The sequence below is a fragment of the Bacteroidales bacterium genome, from assembly GCA_016707785.1.
Classification (GTDB): domain Bacteria; phylum Bacteroidota; class Bacteroidia; order Bacteroidales; family UBA4417; genus UBA4417.
Genome location: JADJGZ010000025.1, coordinates 24,734 through 44,638, shown reverse-complemented (window position 1 = coordinate 44,638; position 19,905 = coordinate 24,734). Strand labels below are relative to the sequence as shown.

The following is a 19,905-nucleotide window of genomic DNA, read 5'->3' as shown; positions in this document are numbered from 1 at the left end:
AATTCAAATTATTACCAGAAAATTATTGTCAGAACTATACTGATGACCCCAATGATCACAGCTAATATCACGGGTTTTTCATACCACGGAATACCTGGTTCATCATAGGTTTTTGGTGTAAGTGAGTAAACAAGACCTTTCAGATCCTCATCCTTTTTAGTCTGTACAGTCAGCAATGATAGCACTACAGTTAGAATAAAACAAGCTGACCATGCATAGATAGCAGTCCAGAAACCCTGAGCCATCCCGCTGGGATATTGATGAAGATCTGCCAGCCAACCACCCTTTCCTTCTGCCATGGTTAAGCTATAATGCAAAGCTGCTGCTATAGTTCCGGCAATCAGGCCTGCAAAAGCGGCATGGCCGGTGGTTCTTTTCCAGAACATCCCTAACATGAAGGTAGCAAAAAGAGGGGCATTCACAAAAGCAAACACCAGCTGAAGGAAGTCCATGATGTTATTGAAGTTTGCCGCGATATAAGCTGCGCCGATGCTTACTGCAACTCCGAAAATGGTTGCAAACTGTCCGACCTTCAGATAATGATCATCTGATCTGCCTTTGCTAATATATGACTGGTAAATATCATAAGTAAAAACTGTATTAAATGCTGTTACATTGCCAGCCATTCCACTCATGAAAGATGCCATCAGTGCAGTAATTCCAAGACCTAATAAGCCTGAAGGGTAATAATGCACCAGCATTGATGGAATGATCATATTAAAATCAGTTTCCCCTTGATTGCCAATAAGTTGAAGACCGTTTTCAGGCCTGTTAAGAATCGCAATGGCTATCATACCCGGTACAATGACCAAAATAGGCAGGAACATCTTGGGCAAAGCACCAATCAATGGTGTCCTCCTGGCACCGGACATTGAATTAGCTGCCATCGCACGTTGAACAACAAGGAAGTTGGTACACCAGTAACCAAAGGCCAGTACAAAACCCAGGCCCATGAACATCCCCATCCAATCCACTCCCATAGGGTTGGATTGTGCTGATCCCAGATAATGCCATGTACTTGTCCAGGCTCCTGCTTCAAATCCCTTATCAATGGCTACCTGGTCCAGTTTAAGGGTAAGGCCATCCCATCCTCCTACATCCTGAAGGCCAAGAATGACAAGCGGCAGAAAACCAATTACGATGAGAAAGAACTGGAGTACTTCATTATAGATAGCAGATTTCAATCCACCCAGGTAGGTATACACTAAAACAATAACAGCGGAAGCCAGGATGCTGTAATGAAAATTCCAGTTAAGCATCACTTCCATCAGTCGGGCAAGAGCATACATAGAGATTCCTGAGGCAAAAATCGTCATGATAGCAAAGGAGAATGCATTGAAGCCCCTGGTTTTTTCATCAAATCTGAGTTTAAGGTATTCAGGAACGGACCTGGCTTTTGATCCGTAGTAAAATGGCATCATAAACAGCGCCAAAAATATCATGGCAGGGATTGCACCAATCAGGTAGAAATGTGCCGTCATCAAGCCATATTTGGCTCCTGAAGCACCCATTCCAAAGACCTCCAGCGCTCCCAGGTTGGCTGAAATAAATGCAAGACCAGTAATCCAGGAAGGAATAGATTTACCCCCTTCCAGGAACTGGCTGCTTGATTTCATATATTTCTTGAGGGCCCAACCAATGCCCAATACAAAAACAAAGTAGATTACCATAACCAGGTAATCTACTGTGCTGAGCGAAAAATGATCGTTCATAAGATTTGAAGCTACTTACTCTTTTCCAGTTCTTTCCACACCAGGGCACTGGCACCGATTATGGCAGCTGTCCCTTCCTTTAGTTCTGAAGGTAGAATTTTTACTTTATTTCTGAATATTGGCAGGAGGTGTTTCTCCATACTTTCCCGGGTGGGACGGAAGATATATTCTCCGGCAGCTATAGGGCCACCAAAAAGAAAGATGGCTTCCGGACTGAGATAATGAACGGTATCAGCCAATCCACGACCCAATAATTCACCGGTTACTTCAAAGACTTCCCTGGCAATAGAATCACCTTTCTCGGCGGCATCAAATACCAATTTGGCAGTCATGTCATTATAAGGTATCGAGGCTAGTTCACTCTCCGTATTGTTATACTTAGCCAGCAATTCATAAACGGTTCGTTTCATTCCTGTTGCTGAACAATATGCTTCAAGATGCCCAAGGCCTCCGCATCCGCATACCCTGCCTCCGGGAACCACTGTGGTATGTCCCACTTCTCCGGCAAAACCATCGGCTCCATAAACAAGGTCACCATTAACGATGAGGCCGGAACCTAAGCCAGTACCCAGGGTAATCATGGCAAAGTTCTTCATCCCTTTACCACCCCCGTATACCAGTTCACCAAGGGCTGCAGCATTGGCATCATTGGTAAGTTTTACATACCTGAGGTTTGGAAACTCATTTTGAATGCGTTGGGCAAAATTAATGACCCCAACGAAAGGAAGATTGGGTGCATGTTCAATAGTCCCACTGTAGTAATTGGCATTAGGGGCTCCAATTCCTATACCCACAACTTCTATTTCAGGGTTGATCTGCATGACGGTATCTATCGCTTCCTTAATCTCCTTCGTAAGTGAAATAATGAAACTGGTCATGAGTTCTTCTGACTTCAATTCACTGCCCTGGGGATTATCTTTCTTTTGGGGGGTAGGTAACTGAGGCGTTTTTTCATAAAGCAGGTTTCCTTCTCTGTCAACCACTCCAATGGCAGTATTGGTGCCACCAATATCAATTCCTAATGCTACTTGTTTCATAAAAAAGCTTGAATTACAGATTATTATGTATCAAATCAACCAGGTAAACCTGATGGACTTATCTTATTTTGCTTCCGTTTACAGCGAAATAAAAGATGTACAGGTAACAAAATGCGGGAACAATAAAAGCCCATGAATATCCTGAAACATCGGCAATTTTACCCATAATGAGGGGGATAATAGCTCCTCCGCAAATAAGGGTATTAATGATGCCTGAGGCTGTACTTAATTCGCCCTGGTCAAGGTTTTTAACTGCCAGGGTAAATATATTCGGGAACATAATAGAGTTAAACATACCGATGGATACTACTGCCCAAAGTGCCACCTGGCCTGTTGTAAAGGCTGTAACCAGTGCAAGTGCTGCAGCAGTAAGTGCAAATACGCCCAAGGTCCTGTTTTCGTAACCACCACCCAATTGCATGAAAAGGAAATTACCTACTGCTATTAGCATGAAAATCAAACCAATATTCCAGTTCCAATCGGTGACGAATGAACCGGAAACAACTGCCAGTACAAGAACAAGGGCAACATAAAGGTATTTTTTACCTGCATCAGCAATTCTTGAAAGCATGATAGAACCGAAGAATCGTCCAACCATTGCCCCACCCCAGTAAATAGCCACATATTTTCCGGCATCTTCCGGATCCATACCCAAAGTTGATTTAAGGTAATTCATGATAAGACCACCTGTACCTACTTCTGCACCTACGTAAAAGAAGATTCCAAGGGCTCCCAGCAGCACATGGGGACGTCCCCAGACACTTTTTCTTTTCTGAGATGAGCCACCGCCTACTTCAGGAAGTTTGATCATAAAAATGGCCAGTGCAACTAACACAACAATAACACCCATGATGACAAAAGGCATTTGTACAGTCTGTGCCTTAGCAACTGCATCCAGCATTTCACTGGTACCCTTGAAAATGAAAACAGCTATAATCCAGGGTGCAATCATAGTTGCAATGGAATTGAGAGCTTGTGTAAGATTTAACCGGCCACCTGCTGATGATTCAGGCCCAAGAGCTGCTACATAAGGATTTGCTGCTGTCTGAAGAAATACAACCCCGGTAGCAAGCACAAAGGTAGCAGCAAGAAATAATGGATAACCAATCTCTTTGCCAGCTGAAATCGCAGCCGGATAAAAAAGGAAGCTACCAGCTGCCATGAGTAAAAGACCAATAATGAGTGCGTTTTTATAACCTATCTTCTTAATGTATAATCCAATTGGAATTGAAATGAAAAAATAGGTGATAAAAAAGGCAAAACTTAAAAGCTGGGCTTTGAATTCAGTAAGCTCAAATATATCTTTTACCTTTCCACTTAAGGTGATGATAAAGGTAGTAGCAAAACCAAAGATGAAAAAGATCGAACCGATCACACTCATCCCTAAACCATACTTAGCATTCTTTTCTTCCATAAATGTTGATTTTTACTGTTATACTTCCCAGATGGTTATTACTGGCTAGATTAGCAAATGTACAAATATATTGTTGCATTTTACTATCATTCCCGACTTTAAAAAAATAATTTTTATCTTCATCCAAGTTGATAAAATTATCAGGTAATATCAATCCCTGATAATGTAAAGCGCAACCTTATAATAAGTTACAAATTCTATATTCAATTTCTAATTGAAGGGTTTGAGATGAAATCCAATAACGAGGGATATGTGCCTATTAAATTGATTTTGAATTTTTTACATAAGAAGACTGATATTCAAAAAAGTTTAGAATGTTTCACTTTAATCCGTATCAATTAAATTTCGAACTATTTTGAGGCTTTGTGCAAGGCATTCAAATCACCTGATCGCTTCTCATCCAATAACTTTTGGCAAAGCAGTACATCCAATCCTGAACAATATCCGAGGTAAGTACAGATTTCTCTCTGATCCCTGTCAAAAAGGATTGTGAAAGGGAAATCCGGAATGCATAAGGATCTCGCCAATTCAGCATTTACATCAATATACAGTTCGATTTCCCAATCTTTCCCTTTACTATATGGACTAATCTCAGCCCAATTTCCTGTATTGGCAACATAAATGGCCATAATTTTAATACTATCCTCAGAAAAAAAATCCTGGTTGGCTTCAATCAAAGCTTCCAGCTGACGTTCACAATCTTTATGCATAGAATTCCAGAAAACAACCAATGTTGGCCTGGCTGATGACAGAATGCCGTCCAGGGCTTTTTTATCCCCATCCGGTGTCCTTACTTCCTTAGAAGAACTGAAAGAACTTTGACAAAACGAAATAATTGGATCTATGATTAACAGACAGATGATTAAAATTAATACTTTCATATGAACTCCTTTCCTGGATACTCATTTACCAATAAGCGAAAGAGAGAATCCTTGTACTTCAATACCTCCTTAAAGTTAGTCATTTTTGAGCCCAATTCCAAAAATCCGGCAGCAAATCTCATCCTTTACTGCATGATTTTTGCTGCTTACCCGCTCCTGCCCTATCAGCATTTGTCTGTCAAACGTTACATCAAATTGTGCCCTCATCACACAAGCTATCAAGTCCGGACTTTACAGGGAAAACGTTTTGAAATGCAATGCTGACAGCTATTTTAAAATCAGTTTTGGATAGAATTTATAAAGAAATAAAAAGTTTCATTCTATTAAATGCTCATCCAATTCCCCCAGACCTAATTTCATTCTTTTCAGAAAGAACGGGGAATCAAAAATGCTTTAATTCAATATCTTTGTTTTAATAAAAAAATCAACAGAAAAGGCCTGCCACTAGATCCACTTTCTCTCTTCGTGATCAGGGATGAATACGAAGTCTTTTTTAAACTCGTTCTTTGTAGTACTCCACCAGAGATTTTCAGTATATTTGCATTAGCAAAAAAATTTTATATCCAAGGTGGTAGGCCTCTTTTTTCTTCTCTATCATGAATGGATTTGCCCTGATTCTGAAAACCGGAATCAGCGTACTTATGTTTCTGGTGAATCCATAAAATACAACCGGAAACAGTGAATTAATTGAAACAACCCTGAAATATTAGTATTACCAACATATAGTCACATTTTAGCACATTTAAAAAATTTCAATATTATGAACCTTAGAGCCATCATTGTTGATGACGATGAAAATGACCGATTGCTGCTTAAACAGCGCCTTGAAAAGTTTCATCCTGAAATTGAGATAAAAGCTATTTGCCCCCATGCCAAGGAAGCGTTATTAAGTGTAATCCGGTATAAACCCGACCTTATCTTCCTGGATATTCAGATGCCTGATATGACCGGGCTTGAATTTCTCGAAGGAATTAATGAACTTAATCTCCCATTGCAGGCTATTATTACAACTGCGCATGCTAAGCCTGCATATTTCAGAAGGGCTATCAGGTTGGGCTTAGCCGATTACCTTCTGAAACCGATTACTGTTGAAGAGCTTTCGTCTGCAATTGCTCTTGTAAAATCCCGACTTAGTTCAGGGCAATACCTAAACCAGGTCGGTAATCTTGTATCAACACTTAGAAAAGAGAATAAAATCAGTCTTAATACCAGCAGCTCTAAAATATTTATTCGTCCGGATTCCATTGTATATGCCACTTCTGACGGAAAATATTCGAAGCTTTATCTCACCAATGGACAAGAAGAAACCGTCATGCACGGAATTTCCGAATTAATGGACATGCTGATCGGGACAGAGTTATTTAAAATTGACCGCTTCACAATTGTGAACAGGCAGTATATTCAGAAAATCAGTATCCGGCTGAAGATGATCATTTTTGAATTCAATAACCGGCAGGCACAGATCTCAGTAACGCATACCGGTGCAAATCACCTATTGGATTTAATGGATCCTGAAAAAGGACTATTGGAAAACTAAGTTGATTTCGGGTTTACTGAATAAGACCTTTCTCAGGTCTTTTGTTTCTTTTTCTTTGCTGCAGGAAATAATACATTGTTCAGGATTAACCTGTATCCGGGAGAATTCGGATGCAAATTCAGGTCTGTTGGCGGATCTCCTACCCTGTGTTCATAGTCCTCTGGATCATGTCCCCCATAAAAAGTCCAGGTACCCTTTCCAAATTCCCCATGGATATAACGGGCTTCATCCAATCCTTTGCTCTCCCCCATTATAATAACATCCGACTTAATATACTGCTTTCTGAAGGCAGTGGTTTGTCCACGAAAGCCATGAATCATCTGCTGATGGTTTTGAGAAAGCATGGTCGGAACAGGATCCCACTTTGCGGAAAAATCAAATAAGGTAAAGAAGTCGTTTTGAGGACTTACCTTTCTGTTATCTGATACATCGATAGAAGAAATCTCATATTCATAAGGATTTGTGACGAGTTTAAAATCCTTGAATGCAAAGCAGTTATCATAATTCAGACGGCTTTGAGCAGAAGGATCTTCACCATCTCCATCAAACATCACATCACATATATCAATACCATCAGAAGCTAATGCTACATCATAACTATCAGGTGCCGAACACATTGAAAACAAGTATCCTCCTCCTGATACAAACTCCCTGATCTTCTTTGCAACCTCTAATTTCATTTCAGAAACTTTCCTGAAGCCTAATTTAGTAGCCATTTCTTCATTCACTCTTACATCTTCCCTGTACCAGCTGGCATTGCGATAAGCTGCCCAAAATTTCCCATATTGCCCGGTAAAATCTTCATGATGAAGATGGAGCCAATCATACATCGGTAATAAGCCATTGATGACTTCTTCATCATAAACAAGGTCATAGGGTATTTCTGCATAAGTCAGGGCAAGGGTAACTGCATCATCCCAGGGAAGCTTATTTTTAGGAGAATAAACGGCCACACGGGGCGCCTTATTTAACTTCACCTCATCCATATTAACTTGCGGATCAGCAATTTCAGTGAGAATGGCTGTTGATTGAGCATCCGCAATAACTTCATAAGAAACTCCTCGTATAATACACTCATCCTCAATGAGTTTATTGTACCTCATCATGAAGCTGCCTCCCCTGTAGTTAAGAAGCCAGCTTACTTCAACATCCTGTTTCAGTATCCAAAATGAAATACCGTATGCTTTGAGATGGTTTTTCTGACCTTCATCCATCGGAATAAGCACATATGCAGCATTGGCCAAAATGGTCATCAGCAGAAAACTGATGAATAATATGATCGTTTTCATGACACAATTAAATCTTAAAGCAGAGATTGATTAAGCTTTCAACCTATAACCTTTAACGTGGAGGAATTGTTTTTATTGGAATGAAAATTTTAGTTTTGAATAAACACTAAAGCTCCGGTGTTTTTTTTTAAAATCCGGGATCCGGAGGCAGTGCATCCATTTCATCCGGCATGGAATTAATTTTAGAAGGCATAATATAGGAATTGGTAGCCCTGTCAAAATTCTGGTTCGGACTCAGGGATGCAATTTGGTCTGCACTCATTACGGCATTTTCCAGGTCCTCAAACCTGGCAAAAGTATTCTTGAAACGTAACCATATGTCTCCTGTTGCGCCGTTACGGTGTTTTCCGACAATAATCATGGCTTTCCCTTCGGTAGAATTACCATTTTCATCTTCAGTAATTTTATAATACTCAGGACGATAGATAAATAACACCAGGTCGGCATCCTGTTCAATAGCTCCTGATTCACGTAAATCTGAAAGCTGGGGTTTCTTACTGCTGTTAGGGCGGGTTTCTACGGATCGGTTTAACTGCGACAAGGCTATTACCGGGACGCCCAATTCTTTAGCAAGGCTTTTCAATGAACGGGAAATGGTTGAAATTTCCTGTTCCCTGTTGCCCCCTTTTCCTTCGTGCCCGGATGTCATCAACTGAATATAATCGATGATAATCATCTGGATATCATATTGAGCTTTCAGTCGCCGGCATTTAGCCCTGAGTTCAAAAATGGATAAAGCCGGGGTATCATCAATAAATATAGGTGCATCAATCAGCCGGTTGATCCTGGCATTCAATTGCTCCCACTGGTAACTCTGTAATTGCCCCTTTCGAAGTTGGCTGGCCGATAACTCAGCTTCTGAAGAAATGAGCCTGGTGACCAACTGTTCAGAGGTCATTTCCAGTGAGAACATAGCTACTCCTTTATTGTATTCAACAGCCATATTGCGGGCCATGGACAATACAAAAGCTGTTTTACCCATCCCGGGACGTGCGGCTATGACAATCAGGTCCGATTTCTGCCAGCCCCCGGTGATACCATCCAATTCAGTGAATCCGGAGGGAACCCCTGTAAAACTACTGTCATGTTTCCGGGCTGCATCAATTTGCTGCAAAACCTTATGAATGATGTCCGGCATGAGCTGAGTTTTCTTTCTCAGGTTGGTTTCACTGATCTGGAAAAGGTTTTGCTCTGCCCGGTCCAACTGGTCAAATACATCTGTCGTATCTTCGAATGAATCACGTATGGTTTCTGTAGAAATTCGAATCAATTCGCGCTGAAGATGCTTTTGCATCAGGATACCTGCATGGTATTCAATATTGGCTGAAGATGCAATCCTGCTCGTAAGTTGAGTGATATAGAACGCCCCCCCTGCCAGTTCAAGGTTACCGGTTGATTTTAACTGATTGGTAACAGTAAGGATATCAATGGGTTGATTATTCGAAAATAACTTATGTATGGCAGTATAAATCGCCTGGTGCGATTCCTTATAAAAAACTTCGGGATGAAGCATGTCAATTACAGCGGTAACAGCATCCTTTTCAAGCATCATGGCACCCAAAACAGCCTCTTCAAGGTCAACTGCCTGGGGAGGAAGTTTGCCATGCTCAAGGAATGCCTGTTTTTGTGTCATCGGACGTTTGCCAGCTCTTCTGCCGGTAAACTGATTCTGTTTTTCTGATTCTTCCATACGCTCCAAAAGTAAGACATTTCAAGGCTGTTTATTCAAAGCACGGCTCGAATTAGTTATTAACAAATCCATGGAAAATCACTGGATTTAATGGATAATCATTGATGGCAGGTTCACTGATTAATACCGGGAGAAAAAACTACCAGTCAGTTGATCGTAATCCTAATCCGCCAGGGTAAAGTCAAATATACCGATACTCTGGAGTCAATCAAAAAAAGCAGCCAACAAATTATGTTAACTGCTTTTTTCTAAGGGTGAAAGACGGGGCTCGAACCCGCGACCTTCAGATCCACAATCTGACGCTCTAACCGACTGAGCTACGATCACCATGTAATTGAACTGCAAAAATAGGGATTTTTTTGTCAATGTAAAATCTGGAGGCAAAAATCAGATAAAATTGTCCAAATCACTCATTCAAATTCGCATCATTCAATTATTTCTTAGCTTTGTGAAAATTCTAATTCCTTTCGTAATGGCTGATATTATTGACTATAAGATTTATGGCGACGATATGCAAATCGTCGAAATTGAATTGGATACCAACGAAGGTGTCAGGGCTGAAGTTGGCACCATGATGTTCATGGAAGATGGCATACAAATGCAAACAGATACCGGGGGTGGCATATTGAAAGGTTTCAAAAGGATGCTTACTGGTGATGGTTTTTTCATTACCACTTTCTACAACACTTCCCCAATCAAAAGGCATGTTTCTTTTGGTGCACCATACCCCGGAAAGATCATTCCACTGGATATGGGGTTGCTGGGAGGTACATTTATATGCCAGAAAGACTCTTTTTTATGTGCCGCTAATGGAATTGATATTGACATTGCTTTCACAAAGAAAATAGGCGCCGGACTTTTCGGTGGCGAAGGTTTCATCCTTCAGAGACTCAGCGGTAACGGGCTGGCATTTGTGCATGCAGGTGGCACGATTATTCAGCGCGACCTGGCTGTAAATGAAAGCCTGAGGGTGGACACAGGCTGCATTGTTGCAATGGCACCCAGTGTGGATTATGATATACAATTCATAGGAGGATTCACCAATGCACTTTTTGGTGGAGAAGGACTTTTCCTGGCACGACTTACAGGTCCGGGTACAGTTTACCTGCAAAGTCTTCCATTTTCTAGGCTGGCTGATCGTATCCACGCTGCTACGGGCAGAAACCGTGAACAAAGTAAAGGGATCGGCGGAATTGGTGGTGGATTACTTGGTGGGATTCTTGGTGGGGATAAATCATTCTAGCATCAGGATTCACTTTGGTATGGGTATTTAACCCTTCATCCCCTTTTCAATATTTTTAACTGATAAAGTGAGATCGATTTTGTGGCTAACTAAGAAGAAATACATCTCCTCCGGATCCCTGAGTCAGTTGGCCTGGAGACGTTTCCGCAATAACCGCATTGCCTCTGGTTCCTTAATCTTTATCATGCTTTCCTTCCTGCTTGCAATCAGTGGTTACATGGTTGCACCCGACAATAGCCCGATGTCAAATGAACAAAACCTGGTATTAACCACACGAAAGCCAGGATTCAGAATACCTATACTGAAAGTAAGGAAAAATGAAAGGAATGATGCAACCCCTGTTTGGTCCAAAATTCTATTTGGATCCAAAAATCAATATACAGAGATTCCTTATGCAGATTATAGGTTTACCGAAAGAACCCTCATCATCCATGAATATACCGGTGATACTGTAAGAGGACAGAAAATGGAGTTTTCCCTCCCTGATGTAATTTATCCGATAAAAGAAGGGACAGTCGTTTCCTATCATGATAGTACTACACAATTCACTACTTTCTCAGGAAACTCACTGGAGATCTCTACCCCTGAGTTGAAGCAGCAAATTATCGATGAGCACCTGGTTTTTAAGACTTTTCTACTTGGTACAGATCGTTATGGAAGAGATGTGCTCAGTCAGTTAATTATTGGAACCAGGGTTAGTCTTTCTGTAGGATTCATTTCGGTGCTCATCTCTTTGCTTTTGGGTATCTCCCTTGGTGCCCTGGCAGGATATTTTGGGGTATTATCGACTCACTGATCCTCTGGCTGATCAATGTTATATGGGCTGTTCCTACCCTGTTGCTGGTAATAGCTATCACTTTCGCACTTGGAAAAGGGTTCTGGCAGGTATTTATTGCCGTCGGACTTACCATGTGGGTCGAAGTAGCACGGGTGGTCAGAGGCCAATTTCTGAGTCTCAGGGAAAAAGAGTTTGTAGAAGCATCAAAAGCCTTAGGCTATAAGAATTTCAGGATTATTTTCAGGCATATTTTGCCCAATGCCCTTGCCCCTGTTATCGTGATTTCGGCAGCCAACTTTGCTTCAGCTATATTGCTGGAAGCGGGACTTAGTTTCCTCGGAATAGGTGTTCAGCCTCCCATGCCTTCCTGGGGAACCATGATACGGGAAAACTATGGATATATTATTCTTGATTATGCTTACCTGGCCATCCTGCCGGGTATAGCCATCATGCTGATGGTACTGGCCTTCATGTTGGTAGGAAATGGCCTGAGGGATGCACTGGATGTCAGAACGACAGATTAATCCAATTCAGTTGATTCTTCTGAAAAGATTACCTTGATCTTTTAAAGAAATTACCGCTCTTTTTCTGGTAGAGTTTATACTCATTATTTCCGCAGGAAGAACTTGTAAATGAGCGGCATTTGCCTTTTTGCAAATTGAATTTGATCCCTCCATAAAAATCAATTCCTGTAAAATCAGCGAGTTTGAAAAAGGAGGTAATTTTCTCACTCCCAATGAAGAATCCAAAAATACGGGCATTCACACCAACATGAATCCGCTGATAATCATAGGCAGTAGTGGTTATCCCAAAACCAATTGACCTGCTGTCATAGCGGGCGCCGATTGTAAGTACTGAGGGCCTTACAACCGCAGACTTCGACATCTTTGACCGGAAGAATGGCCATGCCATTCACAAACCAGTTACCCAGGATATTCACATCAGCCTGGGCTGAAAATGCGGTGGGTAATCCAATTCTGAACTTATTATCCGTAATAAGCTGGGTAGAATTACCAAAGAAATGATTACTGACATCAGCAATCACGGCGTTCATATTGGTATATTCAACATCACTGATTCCAGGCCAAAAGGTTGCCCCATCTTCAACATTAAACTTTAAAGCATTATCATTGAATCGGATTCGGCCAATATCAAGGATGGATACCCCTACCCTATAGAAATAAGGTGTATAGGGCTGAGCACAAAGCTTCTTAAAATTTGAAGAATTAGTGCTATTCCTGTTCTTTTTCTCATAGGTGATTCCCATATCAATGCCAAATCCCTTGCCCCGGAATAACGGACTGGACACATAGCTATTATTGGCGTAATTCATGGGAAGCGACATTCCACCTTCACCTGTTGCATGGTAAACAATAAGTGTATCATGATCCGGCACCATATAATCCATTAAACTGGTATAGGCGTATACACCGGCATATCCCTGAAGATTTTTGACCGTGATGCCGGCAGTCCAGTAATCAGAGCCCCTGTTCTGAAAAATATAGGAGTAATTTAAAGCAAACTCAGCCCAGGTGAGTTGAGAGAGTGCAATATTATCAGTGTGCTTGTAACGGATATCGTATTGTGGCGGATAAGTGAGGCCTTCAAAAAAGAATTTCGCCAGGTTCATGGGGATGTTCCTGACTGATGTAACGGATCGGGCATTTTCATAAAACCCGAAAGCATGTCTGCCCATCATCACAGCAGCCGAAGGGCCCATGATCCGGGCATTGATATAACCATTTTTAAGTTGTGATGTATAATAATCGTAATAGAATTTGCCTTCTGGCGGATGGGTCGGGAATTGAGGATTCGCCTGAAAAAACCGCTTAAACTGGTATTCATCCTTTGCCAGGTAGATATAATTATTCTGCAGAAAGAGGTGTGTGGTAATGATATTTACATCCAGGTAATAGGGAGAAAGGACCGGTAATGAAGGATTAATAAGTGCAGAATGAATTCCCCCGTATTTACTCCCGGTAATTCCAGTCATCTCTTGCGCTTCTGTCCTGTATATGAAGAACATAAGCAAGAAAACCATTAGAGCGTTTCTGGATATATATTGAGAATTCACAAGATCGAATTACAATTTTAGTAAGAAAGTAACGGGAAAAGTGTACTCTTTTAACGTTTAACCAAGTATTATAGTATCAAAAAAATCCAAAAAGGTCATTTCATATAAGTAGTTTTGTTAATATGAAGCCATTTTTGTAATCTTGTTGTCTGAAAAAAAATGATCCTTAACAAAGTTGAATTTTAGTTGAAAATGTCATGAAAACAGGATTAAAATCATTTCTATGGTGGTTTTTTGCGGTTTTTTTTACAATTGCTGCAGCAATGTACCAGAAAATAACGGGGCCCACATATCCAATTACAGGAAAAGTGAACCTTAGTGGCAAAGAGTATAAATATAAATTGATCAGAACTGCTGAGAATGATGAAGATGCTGAGATCAGCATTGAGGTTCCTGACCAGCAGATTCAGGGTGTTATAGAGTATAAAAGATTTAAAAGCCACGACACCCTTAGCAGCATGCCAATGGTGAGATCAGGTGATAAACTTTCATTTATGATGCCTAAACAGCCTGCTGCCGGCAAAATGGAGTACAGGATCCTTCTTAATGACGGATCAAAGCAAGTAGTACTTTCTGCCAAAAAGGAGCAACCTGTTGTTATGCGTTTTAAAGGACCTGTTCCGGCTTATATCCTCATCCCTCATATCCTGTTCATGTTCCTGGGTTTACTCTTCAGCACCAGGACAGCCATTGAAGCCCTTATTAACGGAGCAAAGACCTATAAACTGGCTATCTGGACACTGATTCTGCTTATTCCCGGCGGACTGATTTTAGGTCCGATTGTGCAGAAATATGCTTTTGGTGCTTATTGGACAGGGTGGCCATTCGGACATGACCTTACAGACAATAAAACCCTGGTAATGGTAGTCGTATGGGTTCTGGCGGCCTGGAAACTAAAGAAAAACCCTGAGAACAAGTTATGGCCATTAGCAGCGGCTGTCATAGTTCTGATCGTCTACCTGATCCCTCATAGCGTGCTGGGTTCAGAAATAGATTACACCAAAATGCCTGCCAGGTAATGGGTTCAATCATTACTATTGTCATTATTGCAGTGAGCAGCCTGGTCTCAATTGCTGCCTTCAGTAATCGTGAGCTTTACCGGCGCCTGGTATTTAATGCCTATGATATCAATCATTTCAAGCATGGATACAGGTTTTTATCTTATGCCCTGGTGCATGCCGACTGGATGCATCTCCTCATCAACATGATGGTTCTTTACTCTTTTGGTAATGTGGTGGAAGAGTATTATGATTTAGTATTTGCACGAAAAAGTATTTTGTACTTTCTCCTTCTGTATATCGGGGCTGTTGTTCTCTCTACAACACCTGCCTATGGTAAATATAAGGATGATTACTCATACAATGCAGTTGGAGCTTCCGGAGCTGTATCGGCAGTTGTATTTGCAAGTATAGTCTTCGACCCATTAAATAAGATCTACCTCTTTTTCATTCCAATAGGCATCCCGGCGATTATTTTTGGATTGCTATACCTCGCTTATTCCTGGTATATGGCAAAAAAGAATATTGATAATATCGGGCATGACGCACATTTTTGGGGAGCTATTTATGGCTTTGCGTTTACCTTAGCCATGAAACCATCACTGATTGGACATTTCTTCACACAATTATCTGGAATGTTCGGTGCATAACAGGGAATCCTCTGACACAACAGCAGGATATATTTGCTATGAAATTTTACTAATTCATTTGAGGATCTTCCGGATAGTTCACCCAGGGAGCATAATCATCCCCCATTGAAATTAAAATTTTCCGCCAGGTATGCTCAGTGTTTACTTTAAAAACCTCTTCAACTGAGGTATTAAGGACAAGCCATGCATTTTCTGACAGTTCCTTTTCCAATTGCCGGGGCTGCCACCCTGCATACCCGATAAAAAAGCGAATATCCTTGTCCGTAATGGCTTTTGTGCGGATCATCTCCTTGATTTGCTTTACATCACCTCCCCAAAATAAGCCATCCAGTATTCTAAGGCTCCCTTCGATTTCATCACCTTTAGTATGAATAAAATATAGATTCTCAACTTTCACGGGTCCACCCAGGTAAATAAATGGGTCAAAATCGGGGAATTCATCCGTAATCTGGCTGAGTTTTATTTCAGAAGGCTTATTGATGATCAGTCCGAAACTGCCTTCCGTATCATGTTCAGCCAGCAGTACCACAGAACGGGCAAAAAAGCGATCAGTAAGTGATGGTTCACTTACGAGGATACGACCGCTGGCTGGTTGAAGCACTGCTTTCATAAAAAACTGTATTCCAGGTTATTTTGGTGAATAATATTACAATTGATCTCTAGTTTATTTTGAAGAGGAAACTTAATAAACAATCTCCCTCTTTTGTGTAATAACGCATGCTCTGGCAAAAAATTGCTGCCGATTGTTTACATTTGAGGATTGTTAACAGTTCACCCTTTTAATTAATCGCACATTGTATCTATTTGTAATATGCCTTTAACAGGTCAACAGAAATTTGAAGAATTTCGCAGGAAACACTCCTTTCTTAGTTATGAAGGATTTGATACTTCTGTTACGGGAGATGTAATAAAGGTCCAGTACCATTTTAACCTTTCTGATTCCATTCATTTTCACCCGGGCTTTACCATTCCTGTTAAAACATTTTTCAAAAAGGCCTTTTCCCAACAAACCCTGGAATTGCCATATCTGAGGAATATCCTATTCCATATCGGAATGATTGAACTGATCAGCTATTGGAAAGCAGCCTGCCCTAAACGTGTAATCATCAAAACCGGGATTCTTACTGAGCCACAGGTCCAATTCTGGAAGAAGATCTATTACCTGGGTTTGGGTGAATTCTTTTATACCAATGCAATACAGACCAACTTACAGGAATTTATGACGATTGAGTCGTCAGGTCCCATTTATGAACCTGTAAGGCTTCAGCTCAACGAACAAGTGATTGTTCCCATTGGAGGGGGAAAAGATTCTGTTGTTACCCTGGAACTTCTGAAAAAGGAATTTGAAGTCAGACCATTCATCCTGAATCCAAGAGGTGCAAGCCTGGAAACTTGCTTTAAGGCCGGGTTTGCAAATAATATGATTGCAGAAATCAATCGCACCCTTGATCCCCAATTATTGAAGCTTAACAGTGAAGGCTACCTCAACGGGCATACTCCCTTTTCAGCATTACTAGCCTTTTATACTTTACTCATTTCCGCACTAACCGGTTACAAACATATTGCACTCTCAAACGAATCCAGTGCCAATGAGGCAACCGTTTCTGGTACGGATGTAAACCACCAGTATTCAAAATCATATGATTTTGAACAGGATTTCCGATCCTATGTAAGCTCTTTCATCTCTGAGGATTTGAATTATTTCAGTTTTCTGCGACCCTTAGTGAACTTCAGATCGCTAAGTTATTTGCACAGAATGTAAAGTATTATCATGTATTCAAGAGTTGCAATGTTGGAAGTAAAACAGATACCTGGTGCGGGACCTGTCCGAAATGCCTTTTTGCATGGACGATCTTAAGCCCCTTTATACCGGTGAATGAATTAGAACAGATATTTGGGAAAAACCTTTTTGAAGAGGGATCTATGATCAGGTATCTCAAAGAACTCACAGGCATTGATGAAGTAAAACCTTTTGAATGTGTCGGCACTGTTGAAGAGGTTAACATTTCGCTTCAACTATTTATCCGTCAGCATTATAGGGTAAAATGGCCCTTGTTGATTGATTATTACAGTAACACTTCCAGTTACACCCAATATCAGTCCATCGATACTGATGAGATGCTGCACCAATTCAATGACGAGCATTTTCTCCGGGAGCCCTTTCTTAAAGCTTTAAAAAACGCACTGCTATGAAGGAGTTGATTCGGGGATTAATGAATGAAAAGAAGGTAGCCATCATGGGCTATGGTCTGGAAGGACAATCAACCCTCAGGCTACTTCATGAAGCACTGCCCGGGCAGATGATTCATATCCTTGATAAAAAAACAGATATTAAAAAGGATTCCGGACTCCTGAATGATTCATTTGTAACTCTTCACCTGGGAGAGCAAATGATGGAAAATATTTCAGACTATGACTTTATCATCAAAGCCCCGGGGATTCCAAAGCGGGAATTGCCTGAGACTCTTGACAGACATAAAATTACTTCACAGACCGATCTTTTTTTAAGGCGATACCACAGGCAAGTTATAGGAGTTACCGGAACAAAAGGAAAAAGCACTACTTCCAGTCTGATTGATGCCATACTTAGGCAGGCAGACATACATTCTTTGCTGGTTGGTAATATCGGTATTCCACCTTTTGATGCAAGCCAGAGCATTCAGGAAGAAACCATCATTGTCATGGAATTATCTTCCCATCAACTGGAATATCTTACCCATTCACCACATATTGCTTTGCTTCTCAACATCTTCCAGGAACATCTTGATCATTATTATTCCTTTGAAGACTATCAGCAGGCCAAATTCAATATTGCACTTTACCAGCAAGCAGACGATTATTTCATCTATTCTTCTGAAAATGATTTAGTATCACAATGGATTTCCAGGATGGAATTTCCTCAGCACCTGCTCCCCTATTCGATGGAGAAACCGGCAGGGGATGGTATTTTCTTTAGTAAAGGAGAGGTGATACTGCGGCAAGGGGAAGTAAGTCAGGTGATTCATCATAAAGATGCCGGCAATCATCTCAAAGGTGAACACAACTTCACCAATATCATGGCTGCTGCAGCTGCAGGCAGACTTGCCGGTGCTGATATTATCAAAACCGACCTGGCCATCAGCCAATTCAAAGGGCTTGAACACCGGATTGAATTCGTTGGAGACATTGATGGCATCCTATTCTATAATGATTCCATTGCTACTATACCGGAAGCAACTATGGAAGCCGTGAAAGCATTAAAAATTGTTGACACACTGATACTCGGAGGATTTGACAGGGGAATCGATTATTCCATGCTTTATCCCTTTTTATCAGGTAGCTCTATTAGAAACCTCATTTTTGTGGGTGAAGCAGGAAGACGGATGCACACTGAACTGGAAAACACGGCCCGGCATGTCATGAATACCTATGATGCAGAAAATTATGATGATGTGGTTCAAATTGCAAAAAGCATTACTGCAAAAGGGATGATCTGTTTGCTTTCACCTGCAGCTTCCAGCTACGACATGTTCAGAAATTTTGAGCACAGAGGAAATATCTTTAAAACAAAAGTGAGGAGTTAGGCTCCTCACTTCAAAATTAATTTGCTGCCTTCTTTTATTCAGCAGGAGTTTCTTCTTTCGGTTTCTTTGTAGTTTTCCGAGTAACTTTTTTTGTTTCAGCAACAGCTTCGGCACTCTCTTCTATTACTTTTTCGACTTTCTTTACCTTAACATCTGCTACTTTAACTGGTTTTTCTGCGGTGGTTGATACAGGAATTACTGGTACCGTTTTCCGGGGCCTCCGGGTACCATGACTACCGATATGAATCTTGCCCCTGCGTGATTTCTTATCTCCTTTTCCCATAATCTATTGGTTTTAAATTGAATTCCAGATGTAAAAATATGGAAAGTATGAGCGGATTCAAATGAAAAACTCAATTATTTTTTTTAAAAAAATTGTTTTCAATCACTTCACTTCCATGAATAGAGGTTCTCAACCAGTCCAGTTGTACATCAATCATTTCCTCTTCTGTCAGCATCCAGTCTATATTTTTCTGTCTAATAGCAGCAGTAAAATGGAATAAGCATAAAGCTGCAGAGACTGAAATATTGAAACTTTCAGTAAATCCGTACATGGGAAGCCTAATGAACTCATCGGCTAATTCCATGGCTGTATCTGTGAGTCCTTCTTTTTCAGTTCCAAAAATGAGAGCAAACTTCCCTTTTCCTACATCAAAATTTTCAATTGAAGGGGTTGAAGGACGGGGAGTGGTGGCAATAATCCGGTACCCTTGAGATTTGAGGTTTTGTATGCAGGAAGTGGTTGAATTACCGGTATCAGGATATGTCAAAAGATTAAGCCATTGTGACGACCCGAGGGCAATTTCATGATTAACCTCATAGGTGTTTTCATTTTCGATAATGTGAACATCATGAACTCCAAAACAATCACATGAACGAAGAACAGCACTGGCGTTATGGGGCTGATAAATATTCTCGAGTGCTACCGTTATGTAGCGGGTGCGATTTTTCACAACCTCATTGAAAAGTTCGAACCTATGTGGAGTAACAAATTCAGAAAGATAATTTCTTAACCGAATTTTTACCTCAGCTGACATTC

At 40.9% G+C, this 19,905-nt stretch carries 18 protein-coding genes, 1 tRNA gene and 1 pseudogene; 8 read left to right on the top strand and 12 right to left on the bottom strand.

Annotated elements, in window-relative coordinates; genetic code table 11:
* Positions 1-11 precede the first annotated feature (11 nt).
* The 4 genes from IPH84_13960 to IPH84_13945 form a co-directional block, all read right to left on the bottom strand.
* Positions 12-1,712, bottom strand: a complete 1,701-nt coding sequence (locus tag IPH84_13960; GenBank protein ID MBK7174304.1) for a sodium:solute symporter family protein — start codon at positions 1,710-1,712, stop codon at positions 12-14.
* Positions 1,713-1,723: 11 nt separating this feature from the next.
* On the bottom strand, positions 1,724-2,749 hold the full coding sequence (locus tag IPH84_13955) for an ROK family protein (GenBank protein ID MBK7174303.1): 1,026 nt from the start codon (positions 2,747-2,749) through the stop codon (positions 1,724-1,726).
* Positions 2,750-2,807: 58 nt separating this feature from the next.
* Positions 2,808-4,163 carry a sugar MFS transporter gene (locus IPH84_13950; protein MBK7174302.1) on the bottom strand — a complete coding sequence of 452 codons (1,356 nt, stop codon included), beginning with the start codon at positions 4,161-4,163 and terminating at the stop codon, positions 2,808-2,810.
* Between the two features lie 350 nt (positions 4,164-4,513).
* Positions 4,514-5,044, bottom strand: a complete 531-nt coding sequence (locus IPH84_13945) for a hypothetical protein (GenBank protein MBK7174301.1) — start codon at positions 5,042-5,044, stop codon at positions 4,514-4,516.
* A gap of 760 nt (positions 5,045-5,804) precedes the next feature.
* On the opposite strand from IPH84_13945, the gene IPH84_13940 reads away from it, so the two are divergent.
* Complete coding sequence (locus IPH84_13940) at positions 5,805-6,581, top strand: response regulator (GenBank protein ID MBK7174300.1); 777 nt, start codon at positions 5,805-5,807, stop codon at positions 6,579-6,581.
* Between the two features lie 32 nt (positions 6,582-6,613).
* Here IPH84_13940 and IPH84_13935 read toward each other — a convergent pair whose 3' ends face one another.
* The 3 genes from IPH84_13935 to IPH84_13925 form a co-directional block, all read right to left on the bottom strand.
* Entirely contained in the window at positions 6,614-7,870 is a 1,257-nt protein-coding gene (locus IPH84_13935; protein MBK7174299.1) for an asparagine synthetase B, read from the bottom strand.
* Positions 7,871-7,997: 127 nt separating this feature from the next.
* Positions 7,998-9,560: a replicative DNA helicase gene (gene dnaB, locus IPH84_13930; GenBank protein MBK7174298.1), complete on the bottom strand. Its 1,563-nt coding sequence runs from the start codon at positions 9,558-9,560 to the stop codon at positions 7,998-8,000.
* 252 nt (positions 9,561-9,812) lie between these two features.
* Positions 9,813-9,888: transfer RNA gene (locus IPH84_13925), tRNA-His, on the bottom strand.
* A 144-nt stretch (positions 9,889-10,032) separates the two neighbouring features.
* Between IPH84_13925 and IPH84_13920 the strand changes: the two genes are divergently transcribed.
* Positions 10,033-10,803, top strand: coding sequence for a TIGR00266 family protein (locus IPH84_13920; protein MBK7174297.1), 771 nt, complete (start codon positions 10,033-10,035; stop codon positions 10,801-10,803).
* A gap of 184 nt (positions 10,804-10,987) precedes the next feature.
* Positions 10,988-12,105 (top strand): annotated as a pseudogene (locus tag IPH84_13915) (ABC transporter permease).
* Between the two features lie 28 nt (positions 12,106-12,133).
* Here IPH84_13915 and IPH84_13910 read toward each other — a convergent pair.
* Both IPH84_13910 and IPH84_13905 read right to left on the bottom strand, forming a co-directional pair.
* Positions 12,134-12,466 carry a hypothetical protein gene (locus IPH84_13910; GenBank protein ID MBK7174296.1) on the bottom strand — a complete coding sequence of 111 codons (333 nt, stop codon included), beginning with the start codon at positions 12,464-12,466 and terminating at the stop codon, positions 12,134-12,136.
* Positions 12,411-13,574 carry a hypothetical protein gene (locus IPH84_13905; protein ID MBK7174295.1) on the bottom strand — a complete coding sequence of 388 codons (1,164 nt, stop codon included), beginning with the start codon at positions 13,572-13,574 and terminating at the stop codon, positions 12,411-12,413. Before IPH84_13905 ends, IPH84_13910 begins: the two co-directional genes overlap by 56 nt.
* Positions 13,575-13,852: 278 nt before the next feature.
* On the opposite strand from IPH84_13905, the gene IPH84_13900 reads away from it, so the two are divergent.
* Both IPH84_13900 and IPH84_13895 read left to right on the top strand, forming a co-directional pair.
* Positions 13,853-14,674, top strand: a complete 822-nt coding sequence (locus IPH84_13900; protein ID MBK7174294.1) for a hypothetical protein — start codon at positions 13,853-13,855, stop codon at positions 14,672-14,674.
* Entirely contained in the window at positions 14,674-15,303 is a 630-nt protein-coding gene (locus IPH84_13895; GenBank protein MBK7174293.1) for a rhomboid family intramembrane serine protease, read from the top strand. The genes IPH84_13900 and IPH84_13895 overlap by 1 nt, the downstream gene beginning before the upstream one ends.
* Before the next feature lie 49 nt (positions 15,304-15,352).
* Here the strand turns inward: IPH84_13895 and IPH84_13890 are convergent, their stop codons facing one another.
* Positions 15,353-15,913 carry a YqgE/AlgH family protein gene (locus IPH84_13890; GenBank protein MBK7174292.1) on the bottom strand — a complete coding sequence of 187 codons (561 nt, stop codon included), beginning with the start codon at positions 15,911-15,913 and terminating at the stop codon, positions 15,353-15,355.
* Between the two features lie 201 nt (positions 15,914-16,114).
* On the opposite strand from IPH84_13890, the gene IPH84_13885 reads away from it, so the two are divergent.
* The 3 genes from IPH84_13885 to murD all read left to right on the top strand — a co-directional run bounded on the left by IPH84_13885 (position 16,115) and on the right by murD (position 18,866).
* Positions 16,115-17,065, top strand: coding sequence for a hypothetical protein (locus IPH84_13885; protein MBK7174291.1), 951 nt, complete (start codon positions 16,115-16,117; stop codon positions 17,063-17,065).
* A 161-nt stretch (positions 17,066-17,226) separates the two neighbouring features.
* On the top strand, positions 17,227-17,496 hold the full coding sequence (locus IPH84_13880; GenBank protein MBK7174290.1) for a hypothetical protein: 270 nt from the start codon (positions 17,227-17,229) through the stop codon (positions 17,494-17,496).
* The gene (murD, locus tag IPH84_13875) at positions 17,493-18,866 is read left to right on the top strand and encodes a UDP-N-acetylmuramoyl-L-alanine--D-glutamate ligase (GenBank protein MBK7174289.1); all 1,374 of its coding nucleotides are present in this window, start codon (positions 17,493-17,495) and stop codon (positions 18,864-18,866) included. Before IPH84_13880 ends, murD begins: the two co-directional genes overlap by 4 nt.
* Positions 18,867-18,900: 34 nt before the next feature.
* Here the strand turns inward: murD and IPH84_13870 are convergent, their stop codons facing one another.
* The gene (locus IPH84_13870; GenBank protein MBK7174288.1) at positions 18,901-19,149 is read right to left on the bottom strand and encodes a 30S ribosomal protein THX; all 249 of its coding nucleotides are present in this window, start codon (positions 19,147-19,149) and stop codon (positions 18,901-18,903) included.
* 70 nt (positions 19,150-19,219) lie between these two features.
* Positions 19,220-19,903, bottom strand: coding sequence for an RNA methyltransferase (locus IPH84_13865; protein ID MBK7174287.1), 684 nt, complete (start codon positions 19,901-19,903; stop codon positions 19,220-19,222).
* Between the last annotated feature and the right edge of the window lie 2 nt (positions 19,904-19,905).